The following is a 13,338-nucleotide window of genomic DNA, read 5'->3' as shown; positions in this document are numbered from 1 at the left end:
GCCGGCGACGAAGTCGGCTCCGAGCTCGCGAACGGGTTCGAATCCGGCCGACTGCGGATAGCAGCCGGTGACGGCGACGCGGGCGGTGGGAGAGAGCCGGCGCATGGCGCGGATGAGCTTGCGGGACTTCGCGTCGGCGACGTGGGTGACGGAGCAGGTGTTGATGACGTAGGCCTCGGCTTCGCAAACGTGGTCGACGACCTCGAAGCCGACGGTACGCAGGCCGGCGGCGATTTCGCCGGAATCGGCGAGGTTGAGCTTGCAACCGAGGGTGAGGACGGCGGCGCGTGGGCGCGGCATATGCCAAGGGTACGACAGTGGGCGGGAGGCGCGCCTCTCCCGCGAGCATGCGAAACTCGCGGCATGGCCCGGCTTCGCCCGAAACCGAACAGTACGCCGGACGACATCGCGTTCGGGGTGAACCCAGTGGCGATGGCGCTCGAAACGGGGCACGCGAAGGCGCTTCTGTACTATCGGGAGGCGACGAACGAGCGAGTCCTGGCGTTGGTGGAACGGGCGCGCGCGGCTGGCCTCCGGGTGGAGGCGGTGGAGGCGCGGCGGCTCGACGAGCTGACGGGCGATGGTGTGCACCAGGGGGTGCTGGCGCGGGTGCGCCCGGTGGAGCCGATCGACCTGAAGGCGACGGCGCGGGCGGCGGGCGCGCGGTCGCTGGTGCTCCTGCTGGACCGCGTGACGGACCCCCAGAACGTGGGGGCCATTTTGCGAACGGCGGTCGCGGTGGGGGTAGATGCGGTGGTGCTGCCGCTCCGCCGCGGGGCACTGATCACACCGGGAGTGCACCGGGCGAGTGCGGGCCTGAGCTTCGTGGCGCCGGTGGCGGCGCCGCAGAACCTGGCGCAGGCGGTGCGCGTGCTGAAGGAGGCGAACTACTGGGTGGTGGCTGCGGATGCGGGCGAGGGTAGCCAAGCGGCCACGGTGTTCGACTGGCCGGGGAGGACGGCGCTGGTGGTGGGGAGCGAGGGGGAGGGGGTCGGGCAGCTGCTTCTGCGGGAGAGCGACTTCCGGGTAGCGCTGCCGATGGACCCGCGGGTAGAGTCGCTCAACGTCGCGGTGGCGACGGGGGCGTTGGCCTACCTGTGGCGCCGGCAACATCCGTTCCCGGAGCAGGTGCCCGGAGGCTGAGGGCCGGTGGCCGGCCGAGGAGCAGGAGGGCGAGGGCGGCCGACGAGGCGGCGAACATCCCGCCGGCGAGCGTGCCCGGCCCCGGTTCGACGGCGGCGGCGAAGCCGATGCTGGCTCCGGAGGCGAGCGCCATCTGGCTGAAGCCCAGGACGGCCGAAGCGAGACCGGCGATCTCGGGGAATTCGCCCAGGGCAGTGGCGGTGGCGGCCGGCCGGGCCATGCCGTTGCCCGCGAGGATGAGGAACGCCGGGATGACGGTGGCGGGGAGGCTGGCTGCGCCGCTGGCGGCGAGGCCGACCATGACGGTGGCGGCGGCCCAGCCCGTCGCAGCGGCGGTGAGGACGATCCGGCCGGGAGGCCAGCGCCTGCTGAGGCGGCGGCAAACCGTCGCCCCGGCCATGATGCCGAACGAAACGAACCCGAAGGCGAACCCGAAGCCGAGCGGGCTGGCGCCAAGGTCGTCGACGAGGACGAAGGAGCTCGTCGAGATGAAGATGAGCTGCCCGGCGAAGAGGAGGCCCATGAGCAACGCGGCCGTGACGAAGGTTCGGGAGCGAAAGAGGCGGCGGTAGTTGGCAGCGAGCCGCCGGGGGCGGAGCGCGGCGGGGTCGGGGTTGCGATTGGTCTCGGGGACGAGGAGGAAGAACGCCGCCGCGAGGAGCACGCCAACGGCGCCCTGGAAGATAAAGACGACCCTCCAGCTGGCGTATTCCTGGATGATGCCGCCGAAAACGGGGGCGATCATCGGGGCGAGCGCGATGGAGAGGGTGATGAGCGCGAGGACCCCGATCGCACGCTCGCGGCGATAGGTATCGATGACGACGGCGTTCGCGATCGCCGGGCCGACGCCGCCTCCGAGCCCTTGGAGAACGCGCCCGGCGAGCAGAACCGGGATGCTGGCGGCCACGAGGCAGAGCAGGCTCCCGCCGACGAAGAGGGCGAGGCCGGCGAGGAGGGCCGGCCGACGCCCGGAGCGATCGGACAAGGGGCCCCAGAAGAGCTGGGCGCCAGCGAAGGCGACGATGAAGAGGGTGACGGCGAGCGACACCGTGCCCTCGCTCGCGCCGAACTCGCGCGACATCGCTGGCATGGAGGGGAGAAAGATATCGACGGCGATGGGCGCGAGGGCGGCGATGCCGACCAGGACGGCGGTGGCGAGCGGGCGCTCGACGCGGGAGGGCGGTGCGGCGGTCACAGCGCGCATCCTACGGGGCACCTCGGGCGTGGAGACAGGGGGAGCCGGGGGCTCGGGGTGGCGGCAAGGGGCACGACCTGCCGGCCGGGCGGAGGCGCCGGGCTCGGTCGGGCATGCGGGCGAGGCATGGAGCGCGAGCGCCGCCGGTGGGCCACCCGACCTGCTACGCTGGGGTGCATGGAGCTACGGGTGGCCCACCTCTATCCGGATGTGATGAACCTTTACGGTGACCGCGGCAACGTGGCAGCGCTGCGGGCGCGGTGCGAGCGTCGGGGCATCGGCTTCCAGGTGGTGGCGGTCGGGCTCGGCGACCGGTTCGACCCGGACACGGTGGACCTGGTGCTGATCGGGGGCGGGCAGGATCGTGAGCAACGACGGGTGGCGCCGGACCTCGCGGCCCGGGGCCCGGCGCTGCGCGAGGCGGTGGAGGGGGGGCTCCCGGTGCTGGCCGTCTGCGGCGGCTTCCAGCTCTTCGGCCACCGCTACGTGGACCACGATGGGAGCGTCATTCCTGGCATCGGGGTGTTCGACGCTGAGACGCGGCATCCGGGGCCGGTAGCGGACCGGTGCATCGGCGACGTGGTGGTCGAGACACCCTTCGGCGAGGTCGTCGGGTTCGAAAACCACGGTGGTCGGACGTATTTGGCGACGGGCCAGGAGCCGTTCGGCACGGTTCGGCTCGGATTCGGCAATAACGGCGAGGACCGCACGGAGGGGGCGCGGCGGAAGCGGGCGATCGGGACCTACCTGCACGGCAGCGTGTTGCCGAAGAATCCGGCCCTGGCGGATACGCTCATCCTCTGGGGGCTCCAGCGCCGCTACGGGGATGCGGCGAGGCTCGGGCCGCTGGAGGAGGGTGCGGAGCGATCGGCACACGCCGCGGCGCTTCGGGCAGCCCAGGCGCGGGCGCGCCGGCCAAGCTGAACGGACTCTTTCCCGCCGGCGGGCGGGGTGGCCTATCGCGTCGGCGCCGGTGGCGCTACCCTTTGGCGAGTTATGGGTGCTATCTCCACGCTCTTCCTCGCCATTTCGATCGATATCGACCCGGTGATGGCCCAATTCGGGCCCTTCACGCTGACGTGGCACGGGCTCTTCACGGCGATCGGCATCCTCGCAGGGGTGAGCCTCTCGGTGTGGCTGGCGAAGCGGGATGGTATCCCGGTGGAGGTGGCGCAGGAGATCGCCCTCGTGGGGGTCCCCTGCGCGATCGTCGGCGCGCGGCTGTTCTACGTGGTCGAACACTGGGACCGATTCCAGAACGACCTGCCGAGCATCGTGTTCGGCATCACGGAGGGCGGCATCACGCTCTACGGTGGGCTGTTGGGAGGGGTGCTCGGAGGGCTCGTCTATGCCATCTGGCACAAGTGGCCGATCGGCATCGGGCTGGATGCGGCGGCGCCGGGGATGATCTTGGGGCAGGGGATCGGGCGCATCGGCGACCTGATCAACGGCGAGCACATCGCGAAGCGAACGGATTTGCCGTGGGGGGTGAAATACCTCCACCCCGATAGCCCGCAGTACCAGTACAACTTGCTCAATCAGGATCCGGCGAATCCGCTCCGGCCGCTCGATACCTATGCGGTGCATCCGGTGGCGGGCGGCTACGAGCTGTTGGGCGACTTCCTCATCCTGGGGATCCTGCTCTTCGTGTGCTACCGGGTAATCAAGGTGCCGGGGTGGGTATTCTGTTCGTACGTGGCGATGTACGGGATCATGCGTTTCTTCCTCTCTTACTTCCGCATCGATGAACAAACGTTGGCGGGCATCCCGGTGCCCCAGGTGACGGCGGCACTGACACTCGGCATCGCGGTGATAGCGGCGGGCATCCTCTACAAGAAGCCGGGGCCGATTACGCCGGAGTACGCGCTGCGCGTCTGGGGCCGGCTGCCGGACGACATCGCCCCGCCAAAGGGCGAGAGCGGGGCTGCGGGAGCCGAAGCAACTCGCGCCTGAGATGGCGGATCCCCTCCGGGTGACGCTGTACCGGACCCGTGACTGCGGCCTCTGCGACGGGGCGGAGGCGGTGCTCGTGCGGCTGGCTCGTCGCCTGCCGATCGTGGTCGATGCGGTGGATATCGCGACCGACCACGACCTCGAAGCGCGCTACTTCCTGGAGGTGCCCGTAGTAGCAGTCGGTGGCCGGGTCATCGCGAAGGCGCCCATCGTGGAGGGCGCGCTGGCGGCACACCTCGAGGAGCTTCTCGCGGGCGGGGAGGGCTGAGGCGGGCGGCGGCTGTCCGGGCGGGCGGGGCTGGCGGCGGCGCCCGGCGGCGTGGGAGTTCGGTCAGCGATGGCGGGGTTCGGCGGCGCAATAGCGCGAACCGAAGAAGTGGCCACCCCAAAGCGGTGCGACCGGGCAAAGGTTGAGCGCACCGGCAACGATGGGCAGGAGGCCCGCCAGGGCGAGGGCGTAGCCGGGCAGGCCGCCGACGAGGAAGAGCCCGGCGCCGACCATGGTGGCCCCGAGCGCGACGCGTGCGGTGCGCCCCGCTTTCGAGGCCATGAACAGGGCGAACCGGGAGGGGCGTGGGGCCGGGCGGAGGGTGGCGCGTTGCATCGGTGAAGCTCCTTTTTCGGGGTGTGCGGTCGGTCAGTGGGCGAAGCGGACGTCGGGCAGCATGCGATCGGCCCAGCGGGGGAGCCACCAGGCGCGGCGGCCGACGATGGCGAGAACGGCAGGGACCAGCACGAGCCGGACGATGAACGCATCGACGAGGACGGCGGTCCCGAGGATGAGGCCCATCTCCTTCATCGGGAGGGTGCCGGCGAGGGCGAAGGTGTAGAAGACGGCGATCATGACGCCGGCGGCGGCCACGATCGGTCGGCCGGTGTGGGCCAGCGAGCCATCGATGGCGTCGTTCGGGTCGTTGGAGCGCTCGAAGTGCTCGCGAGCGGAGGCGAGGAGGAAGACGGTGTAATCCATGGAGATGGCGAAGACGAGGGCGAAGAAGAAGAGGGGCGCCCAGGAGGTGAGGTAGCCCTGGCTTTCGAAGCCCATCGGGCCGGCGAGCCAGCCATGCTGGAAGACGAGCGCCCCGATGCCGAAGGCCGCCCCGACGGAGAGGAGGTTGAAGATGACGCCGGCGAAGGCGATGAACACGGCTTGGAGGGCGAAGAGGAGGAGGAGGAAGCCGAGGACGAGGACGATGGCGATGACGAGCGGCGCGGTGGCACGGAGCGCCTGGTCGAGGTCGTAGTTCTCGGCGACGGGGCCGCCAACGAGGACATTGGCGGGAAGCCGTTCGCGCAGGGAGGCGACGACGTCCATGATCTCGCGGCTGGAGGGGTCGAAGGCGGTGATGGCGGTGACGAGGGCGGAGCCATCGGCGCCGGGCTGCGGCGGGTAGGTGAGGGCGATGCCGGGCGTGGCCGCGACGGTTCGGGCGATGGCCGCTGGGTCGCTCCCAGGCGGGACGACGATCTGGATGGGGCCGGGCGCACCGGGGCCCATGCGGGCGGCGAGGGCATCGTAGCCCTGGCGGGCTTGTTCGTCGCGGGGGAGGACGGAGATGGAGGGCATCCCGGTCTCGAGCCGAAGGAGTGGCGTGGCGAGGAGGAGCAGCAAGGCGGTGGAGGCTATCGCGAGGGCAGCGCGGCGGCCCCGGACGCGCCGGGCGAAGGCGGCCCACCAGGGGCTCCGGTGTTCGCCCGCACGATGCCAGGGGAGGGCGAGGCGGTTGATCCACGGGCCGAGCGCGGCGGGGAGGAGGGTCAATCCGGCGAGGAGGACGAAGGTGACGGCGAGCATCATGCCGGCTGCCATGGAGCGAAATGCGGGGATGGGCACGAGAAGGATGGCAGAGAGGCTGATGAGCACGGTGAGGCCGCTGAAGAAGACGGCCTTGCCGGCGGTGTCCATGGTGACGGCAACGGCGAGGGGGCGGTCGGTCGGCGCGGCATGAATAGCGCCCCGGAAGCGGGAGACGATGAAGAGGGCGTAATCGATGCCCAGGGCGAGGGCGAACATGATGGCGAAGTTGAGTGTCCAGATCGAAAGGTCGGTGAGGCGGGTGATGCCGTAGAGGACGCCCATCGCGGAGATCAGCCCGGCGGCGGTGAGCAGGAGGGGAAGGCCAGCAGCAGCGAGCGAGCCGAAGGCGAGGACGAGGATGAGGAGCGTCACCGGCCAGGTGAGCATCTCGGCTTTCATCATGCCTTCGCGATTGACGGCGTTGAAATCGGCCCAGAAGGCAGGGGATCCGGTGAGGGCAACGTGGACGGTGTCGTCGCCCAGGGCGGCGATGTCGTCGGCGATGCGTTCGGCGGCACGGACGGCCTCGGTGGGCTGAACACGGGCGCCAGCTTGGAGCATGACGGTTCGCCCGTCAGGGCCGGGCTGCGGGGGAAGGGCGGGGGAGAGGGCCGGCTCGGCGGCGAGCACCGCTTGGGCAGCGGCGACCTTCGCGGCAAACGCCGGGTCGTCGGCGGTGGTGCGATCGGACCAAACGACGACGACGGCCGACTGGGAGGAATAGCCTCCGAACTGGCGCTCGATGATGTGGCGTGCGGCGAGGGAGTCCGAGCCTGCGACCTCCCACATGGCGCCGGAGAGCGCGTGCTCGAGCCGGGGAGCGAAGGCCCCGAGCGCGCCCGCGAAGACGATCCAAGCGAGGACGACCGGCAGGCGGTGGGTAGCGATCCAGCGGCCGAGGCGGCCGAGCGGGCCCGGGCGCCAGATCACCGGTTCATGACGATGTAGCGATACAGTGTCCAACGGACTCCCTCCCTGGTAGTGCTTGCGAGCTGAGATGGGCGACTAGTTGGCCGCGAAGGCCCGAGCCTCGGCCTCCGCCTGTTCGCGGAGGCGGCCACAGACGAGGTCGCAGAGCGTCGCGAGGGTCGGGTCGACGACGCGGTAGTACGCGGCGGTTCCCTCGGAACGGCGGGCGACCATGCCGGCATCGGCGAGCGTTTTGAGGTGCTTGCTGATGTTGGCCTGGCTCATGCCGAGGCGTTCGACGAGCTGCGAGACGTTGAGCTCGCCTTCGGCCATGAGCGTGCGGAGGATCGCGAGGCGGGTGGCATCGCCGAGGATGCGGAACCGCTCGGCGACGGGTTCGAGGAGGTGGGCGGGGACCATCTCGGCCATATCCGTAACTTTATCGGCAAGGAGCGATGAAACGCAAATCGGGACGGTCGACAGGGCGGGCGGGGGCTGTCACGATGGAGCGACCACGCCGTGGGGGTGCCGATGTAGTGAGTAGTGTCCAGGATCAGTTCGGACCTTCCGCGCACGCCTACGCGACGTTTTCCTATCATGCGAGCGGGCCCGATCTGCCCGTCATCGTCGATGCTGCGGGGCTGACGGGGGTGGAGCTGGTGCTCGATGTGGCGACGGGTGCCGGCCACACGGCGCTCGCCTGCGCGCCTCGGGCGGCCCGCGTGGTGGCTATCGACCTGACGCCGGCGATGCTGGAGACGGCGGCCGATTTGGCGGCGAGCCGCCGGGTGGGGAACATCGCGTTTCGCGAGGCGGATGCCGCCCAGCTGCCGTTCGACGATGGCTGCTTCGACGCGGTGACGTGCCGGGTGGCGGCGCACCATTTCGCGGACGTTCGCCGGGTGGTGGACGAGGTGCGCCGGGTGCTGCGCCCGGGCGGTCGGTTCGTCGTGGCCGATACGGTCGCGCCGGAGGACGCAGCCGCCGATACCTTTCTGAACGCGATCGAGCTGCTGCGCGACCCTTCGCATGTGCGCGACTACCGCGGCTCGGAGTGGCTGCGGATGCTGCGGGGCGCTGGCTTCGAGGCGGAGATGGTCTACCGGATGGTGCTGGCGCTCGACGGGGCGGACTGGGTCGCCCGGCAACGCACGCCGCCGGAGAAGGTGGCGGTGATCCGGCGGCTGCTGGCCGAGGCGCCGGCGCCGATTCGGGCGGCGTTCGAGATTCGCGACGAGCCATGGGGGTTTTCGCAGCCGATCGCGGTGATCCGGGCGGTGAAGCCGGCTTAGCGACCAGCGCGATCTTCGAGACGGAGGCGGAGGAGCTGGCGATCGGTGCCGCCGAGATGGCGCTTGTACGGCTCTTCTCCGCGGAGGAAATCGAATCGTGCGAATCCGCGCTCGATGGCGTCGCGGAGGGCCCGGGCTTTGCTGACGAGTCCGGGCGCGAGGCGGGCGAAGGCTGGGTCGTAGCCGCTGTTGTAGAGAAAGATGGTCGGGCCGAGTTCGAACGTGAGCGTGGCGGCGACGGGCCGGCCATCGAGGGTGGTGAGGCCGAGGGCGAGCTGTCCGGCCGGAGCGAAGGCATCGGCGAGCGCGCGGAAGAAGCTCTCCCGCTCCGGCGTGAGAAAGGCAGCCTTGTCGGCCCGGCTGGCGCGCATCATGGCGAAGAGGAGGTCGAGGTGTTCGCCGACGCCGCTCCCGGTGATGCGTTCGAAGGCGGCTGCGCCGGCGGCTTCGAAGTTGCGGAGTTTGCGGCGGAGTTCGTGGCGGTCGTGTTTGGGGAGGGAGGCGACGTATTCGTCGAAGGTTGCGGGGAGGTCGATGCCGGGGCAGGTGGCTTCGGGCTCGGCAGCGAACGACCAGCCGTACCGTTCGGCGGCGGTGCGGAAGGCAGCGGGCCAGGGCCCATCGGCCGGGATTCCCCAGGGCTCGAACGCTCTTGTGAAGTCTTCGCGGAGCCACTCGAGGATGCCAGCGGCAACGGCCTCCTCTTCGCCGGGGAGCGCGAGGGGGCCGCCGTAATCGCGCACGTTCGGGTCGCCGAGGTCGGTCGCGCCGCCGGGCTGGAGGTCGAGGGCGGCGACGCCGATGAGGCGGTCGTCGCGCCGGATGGAGAGGTAGACGGGTTCGGCGGCAGCCCCGTGGTGGCGGAGCCAGGTTCGGTGCCAGGCCGGCAGGTGGAACGGGGCGGCCCCGGGAACGGCGGCAGCGAGCGCTTCCCATTCGGGGGCGAGGTCGTCGAGGGCTTCGGAGGTGATGAGGGGAAGGGCTTGGAGCGCGCCCGAGGGGTCGTCCATGGGGCTAGCCACGCAAGCCGGGGGTCTGGGAGCGGGGCCGCTCCTCCCAGAGCCCACAGCTGGTTTCGGTGTCGTCGAGGAACGGGCCGACGCACTGGCGGCCATCGCGGACGATGTGCCGGCAGAGGTTGACGAGGCCCGGGCCGCGCCGGGGGTCGCCCATCGTCACTTGGAGGTAGAGGCAGCGGGCTGCGAGGCGGAGGGGTTGGAGGCGTTCGGTCATCAGGTGTAACTGTACGGGTTGGGCGGTGGAAGGTGGGAGGTGGGGCGAGCGGCGGGGCAACGGGTCCATGGGTCAGCCCGCCGGGGCACGGTTCGCCATGGCATTCGGCGGTTCGCCGCTCCCGCCTTCCGGAAACTCCCTACTGTTCTTGACGGGGTGAGCTGCCGTTCGCTACGGATAAGGGGAGAGCAGCAGGGAGGGAGGCCGATGCCGGACCCGGAACTGTTGACACAGGAGATTGCGGGGCTGCGGGAGACGATCCGCGCGCACGATGGCTCGAACGTGGCGACGAGCGCCTTCGCGCGGAAGGTGGACCAGCTGATCAGCGATTTCTACGACGATATCGACGAGCTGACGGCGCTGCGATTGGGCGACATCCTCGACCTGTTCCTCATCAAGGCGCTGTACGTGAATCGGCGGAGTCGGGATGCGGAGACGCTGACCTACCTTGGCCGGCTTCTGGAGCGGTATCTAGAGGCGTCGGAGCTTTCGCTCGGGCCTGGCCGCGGGTTCATGCCCTACTTGTCGGAGCTGATGGAGGAGACGTCGCGCCCGAGCGGTGCCTACCAGAACGCGTTCGAGGCGTACCGGAAGTACGGCGACAACGCGCTGTTCATCTCGGGGGTGTTTCCGGCGAGCCTGGGGCGCAAGCGGCCGGGGGGGCCTCTCGGGGGGGCGCCCCACGTGGACCGGCAGTATTTCATCACGCTGGGGCGGCGCTACTACGAGATGGCGGCTCGCCACGACATGGCGGAGTGGGTACGGCTGCGGCAGACGCTGGAGCGGCTCGCGCGCTTCTTCGAGGTCTACGTGGAGGCGCTGAACGAGATTTCGGACCGCTACGTGATGGGCATCGACATGCAGCTCATCGCGGACAAGATGCTCGACGCGTTCAACCGATACCGGGAGACGAAAGACGAACGTCACCTGGAGCTGGCGCGGAAGTACGCGGCGCTACTGCGGCTGGACGCGCGGAACTGGCCCGCGCTCGCGCGATTGGAGGCGCAGGTCGAGCGCGGCCCGGCCTATTACTGAGCTCGGCGGGGAAATCGCTCCGAACGTGGCGAGGGGGCTGCGGATGCAGCCCCCTCGCTCGGTGGACGATGGGTTGGCCGGGTGGCCTCAGGCGGGGCGGCCCTTCCAGGTCGGGTCGTTCTGGTCGAACCAGGATTCGGTGACGGCCTGATGGCTCGTGACGAAGGGGACGATCTCGCCGGTCTTGAAGTAGTTCCAGCGCATGATGCGGCTCACACCGACGAGGGTGTAGGGGATGCCCGCGCCGTAGTTCTTGATGAGCTCGCGGGTGACCTCTTTGTTCATCTCCTGCCGTTTGGCGATATCGAACTCCTGCATGAGGGCGTCGGTGAGCTGGTCGACTTTGTCGATCTTGACACCGAACTGTTGGAATTGCGGGTTCTTGGAGTTGTACGTCAGGAAGTTGAGGAGCGAGGGCTCAGGATCGGTGATCTCGGTGATCCAGCCGAACCAGATGTTGTTCTTGCCGTTGCCGTACTCCTGCTTGACGATTTTCGTCGTGATGGTGGAGTAGGGTTCGATCTTGGCGGTGAACTTGTTGCCGAGCACCTTCTGGAGCTGGTTGGTGATGAGGGCGGCGCCGCCGGAGTAGAGGCCCTCCCAGATGTCGGGGATGTCGACGATGATTTCGCCGAGAGCGGGGCCGCCGCCGGCTTCCCACATCTTCTTCGCCTCGGCCTCTTCTTTGGCGCGGTCTTCGAGGTAGCCGGGGAAGGTGACGAGCTCCTTCTCGGTGATGGTGAAGGCGGCCTGTGTCGGTGGGACGTTGCCGGAGAGGACGGCGTTGCCCTGAAGGAGCGATTGGATGAGGGCGCGCCGGTCGAATGCGCGGAAGATAGCGCCGATGAGGTTCGGGTTGTTCCACGGGGCGGCACCGCCGTAGTAGGTGCCGGCCTGAGGGTTCGCGGAGAATTGCTTGGCCTCGGTGATCTGGCCTTGGTACCGCTTGAGGAGGTCATCGGCGACGGCGTTCTGGGTCGGCGTGAACGAGTCGAGCTGCTTCTGTTCGAAGGCGGCGAGCTGAGCCGACTGGTCGGTGAAGAGGTTGAGGTATTTGACGCCGTCCCAGTTCACCTGGGTGTAGAACTTGTCGTTGCGGACGAGTTGGAGTTCGCCTTCGGCTTTGAAGGAGGTGAGGATCATGCCGCCCGTGCCGATGACGAGCTCGGGCTTGAGGTTGGCGTAATCCTTCTCGAAGGCGTCGATAGCCTCCGGTGCTTGGACCTTCGCGTAGGCGCCGGCGAGGGTATTGAGGAAGAACGGGTTCGGCGACTTGAGGGTGACGCGGACGGTCTTTTCGTCGACGACCTCGACCTTGTCGACCGTCTGGAAGGCGGCTTTGCGGTAGAAGTTCGGGTCGTCGGTGCCGTCGCGGAGCTTGCCGGCCACGTTGCGCTGGATGAACTTGGCGATGTCCTCGGCCTTGGTGGCCCGTCCGTTGACGGGCGGCTTGTTGTGCCAGAAGACGTTGGGCCGGAGGGTGAAGACGATGGTCTGCTTGTCGGGTTGCTCCCACTTTTCGGCGAGCGCGCCGCCGATCTTGCCATTGGTGTAGCTCTCCCATTGGACAACGCCGAGGTTCGTCCAACCGAAGAGCGTGGACACCGGGGTGAAGCGGGAGCGGTCGATGTCGAAGGTATCCCAGGTGTTGCCGGCGGAGGTGAAGCGGACGGTTCCGCCCTTCTGCTTGGCTGCCTGGGTGGGCGACGCGGCAGCGGTGGGCGAGCTAGCCGGGGGCCGCGTCGCGGTCGCGGCCCCGCCGGTGTCGTCGTCGTCATCGTCGCCGCAGCCGACGAGGCCGAGCGCGGCGACGCCGACGCCGGCCATGCCCGCGCTCCCGAGGAGCCGACGGCGGCTGATGCCCTGGCGGGCGAGTTTACGGGTCCAGTAGTTGTCGCGATCAGGCACGGTAGGCAATCCCCCTCGTTCGTTCGACAGGCTCTATAGCTGCGATAGATCCTGCCGCCGCGGAGTATACGCATCATGCCGGGTTTGTCGATGCATTCGTTTAGTGGCCGCTTAACCAATCGCGGCCAGCGGAGGGAGCCAGCGAGCGAGGAAGGGGTTGGCGGCGCGCTGGATCGCGAGGATCAGTTGTTCATCGGAACCGGGTGGATACGGCTCGAGGTCGGATTCGGCCTGGCTGGCGAAGAGGGCCCCGGCGGCTTGGAGGCCGGCGTAGATGGCGGCCGCGGCGGCCCGCAGCTGCCGCTCCCGGCTGGGCGCAGGTGGAAAGGGGACGACGTAGGCGAGGGGGTCGGCGAGGCCGGGCCCGCGCACGGCGGGCGAATGACCGCGAGCCAGCCCCCAATGGAGATGGGGGCCGGTGCTCAGCCCGGTGGAACCGCACAACCCGAGTCCATCGCCGGCACGGACCGCCTGGCCGACGCGGACATCGACCCGCTGGAGGTGGGCGTAGTGGGTGCGCCAGCCGCCGGGGTGGGCGAGCTCGACCGCTTGGCCGAAGACCGTATCGCCGCTGCGAACGTCGACGACGACGCCGGCGGCAGGGGCGCGCACCGGAGTCCCTGCGGGAGCGGCGATATCGACGCCGGTATGCCCACCGGCGTGTTCGGGGATCGTGCGGCTGCCGAATGTCGCGGTGATGGTGCCCGAGATAGGCAGTCCGATATAGTTGGCGCGTTCGAGGACAGCCGGGCCAAAGGTGGGTGTATCCATGGCGGCGAGGATTGGGCACTCGCTGGGGAGCACCAAGTGGGCGGTGACGCGGCCTGCGATTAGGGGAATTCCCTCATAGGCCGGGCCATGGGAGGATCCGA

Annotated in this window: 14 protein-coding genes and 1 pseudogene; 6 read left to right on the top strand and 9 right to left on the bottom strand. The window is 69.3% G+C overall.

Annotated elements, in window-relative coordinates:
- Positions 1-300: pseudogene (locus VAE53_RS00195) on the bottom strand (tRNA (N(6)-L-threonylcarbamoyladenosine(37)-C(2))-methylthiotransferase MtaB); the annotation flags it as partial.
- Positions 301-363: 63 nt separating this feature from the next.
- Between VAE53_RS00195 and rlmB the strand changes: the two are divergent.
- On the top strand, positions 364-1,143 hold the full coding sequence (gene rlmB, locus VAE53_RS00190) for a 23S rRNA (guanosine(2251)-2'-O)-methyltransferase RlmB (RefSeq protein WP_322817338.1): 780 nt from the start codon (positions 364-366) through the stop codon (positions 1,141-1,143).
- Here rlmB and VAE53_RS00185 read toward each other — a convergent pair.
- Positions 1,061-2,347: a multidrug effflux MFS transporter gene (locus tag VAE53_RS00185; protein WP_322817337.1), complete on the bottom strand. Its 1,287-nt coding sequence runs from the start codon at positions 2,345-2,347 to the stop codon at positions 1,061-1,063. The two genes, rlmB and VAE53_RS00185, sit on opposite strands and share 83 nt — an antisense overlap.
- A 168-nt stretch (positions 2,348-2,515) precedes the next feature.
- Here VAE53_RS00185 and VAE53_RS00180 point away from each other — a divergent pair, with 168 nt between their 5' ends.
- The 3 genes from VAE53_RS00180 to VAE53_RS00170 all read left to right on the top strand — a co-directional run bounded on the left by VAE53_RS00180 (position 2,516) and on the right by VAE53_RS00170 (position 4,559).
- A complete protein-coding gene (locus tag VAE53_RS00180) occupies positions 2,516-3,262 on the top strand; it encodes a hypothetical protein (protein WP_322817336.1) in 747 nt (248 codons plus the stop codon).
- Between the two features lie 72 nt (positions 3,263-3,334).
- The gene (gene lgt, locus VAE53_RS00175) at positions 3,335-4,291 is read left to right on the top strand and encodes a prolipoprotein diacylglyceryl transferase (protein ID WP_322817335.1); all 957 of its coding nucleotides are present in this window, start codon (positions 3,335-3,337) and stop codon (positions 4,289-4,291) included.
- 1 nt (position 4,292) lies between these two features.
- Complete coding sequence (locus VAE53_RS00170; RefSeq protein ID WP_322817334.1) at positions 4,293-4,559, top strand: glutaredoxin family protein; 267 nt, start codon at positions 4,293-4,295, stop codon at positions 4,557-4,559.
- Positions 4,560-4,622: 63 nt separating this feature from the next.
- On the opposite strand, the gene VAE53_RS00165 is transcribed toward VAE53_RS00170, so the two are convergent.
- The 3 genes from VAE53_RS00165 to VAE53_RS00155 form a co-directional block, all read right to left on the bottom strand.
- Positions 4,623-4,895, bottom strand: a complete 273-nt coding sequence (locus tag VAE53_RS00165) for a DUF2892 domain-containing protein (RefSeq protein ID WP_322817333.1) — start codon at positions 4,893-4,895, stop codon at positions 4,623-4,625.
- A gap of 33 nt (positions 4,896-4,928) precedes the next feature.
- On the bottom strand, positions 4,929-7,019 hold the full coding sequence (locus VAE53_RS00160) for an MMPL family transporter (RefSeq protein ID WP_322817332.1): 2,091 nt from the start codon (positions 7,017-7,019) through the stop codon (positions 4,929-4,931).
- Positions 7,020-7,094: 75 nt separating this feature from the next.
- The gene (locus VAE53_RS00155; RefSeq protein WP_322817331.1) at positions 7,095-7,427 is read right to left on the bottom strand and encodes a metalloregulator ArsR/SmtB family transcription factor; all 333 of its coding nucleotides are present in this window, start codon (positions 7,425-7,427) and stop codon (positions 7,095-7,097) included.
- Between the two features lie 107 nt (positions 7,428-7,534).
- Between VAE53_RS00155 and VAE53_RS00150 the strand changes: the two genes are divergently transcribed.
- Positions 7,535-8,290, top strand: coding sequence for a methyltransferase domain-containing protein (locus VAE53_RS00150; protein WP_322817330.1), 756 nt, complete (start codon positions 7,535-7,537; stop codon positions 8,288-8,290).
- On the opposite strand, the gene VAE53_RS00145 is transcribed toward VAE53_RS00150, so the two are convergent.
- Positions 8,287-9,300, bottom strand: coding sequence for a GNAT family N-acetyltransferase (locus VAE53_RS00145; protein ID WP_322817329.1), 1,014 nt, complete (start codon positions 9,298-9,300; stop codon positions 8,287-8,289). The two genes, VAE53_RS00150 and VAE53_RS00145, sit on opposite strands and share 4 nt — an antisense overlap.
- A gap of 4 nt (positions 9,301-9,304) precedes the next feature.
- Positions 9,305-9,523: a hypothetical protein gene (locus VAE53_RS00140; protein WP_322817328.1), complete on the bottom strand. Its 219-nt coding sequence runs from the start codon at positions 9,521-9,523 to the stop codon at positions 9,305-9,307.
- Positions 9,524-9,730: 207 nt separating this feature from the next.
- On the opposite strand from VAE53_RS00140, the gene VAE53_RS00135 reads away from it, so the two are divergent.
- Positions 9,731-10,558 (top strand): hypothetical protein, encoded by an 828-nt coding sequence (locus VAE53_RS00135; RefSeq protein ID WP_322817327.1) that lies wholly within the window; start codon positions 9,731-9,733, stop codon positions 10,556-10,558.
- Positions 10,559-10,645: 87 nt separating this feature from the next.
- Here VAE53_RS00135 and VAE53_RS00130 read toward each other — a convergent pair whose 3' ends face one another.
- Both VAE53_RS00130 and VAE53_RS00125 read right to left on the bottom strand, forming a co-directional pair.
- A complete protein-coding gene (locus tag VAE53_RS00130) occupies positions 10,646-12,466 on the bottom strand; it encodes an ABC transporter substrate-binding protein (RefSeq protein ID WP_322817326.1) in 1,821 nt (606 codons plus the stop codon).
- Between the two features lie 111 nt (positions 12,467-12,577).
- Positions 12,578-13,237 (bottom strand): M23 family metallopeptidase, encoded by a 660-nt coding sequence (locus VAE53_RS00125; RefSeq protein ID WP_322817325.1) that lies wholly within the window; start codon positions 13,235-13,237, stop codon positions 12,578-12,580.
- Between the last annotated feature and the right edge of the window lie 101 nt (positions 13,238-13,338).

Source organism: Tepidiforma sp., from assembly GCF_034432735.1.
In the GTDB taxonomy this organism is placed as follows: domain Bacteria; phylum Chloroflexota; class Dehalococcoidia; order Tepidiformales; family Tepidiformaceae; genus Tepidiforma.
The sequence above is the reverse complement of the archived record's forward strand: the minus strand, read 5'-3'. Positions and strand labels throughout refer to the sequence as shown.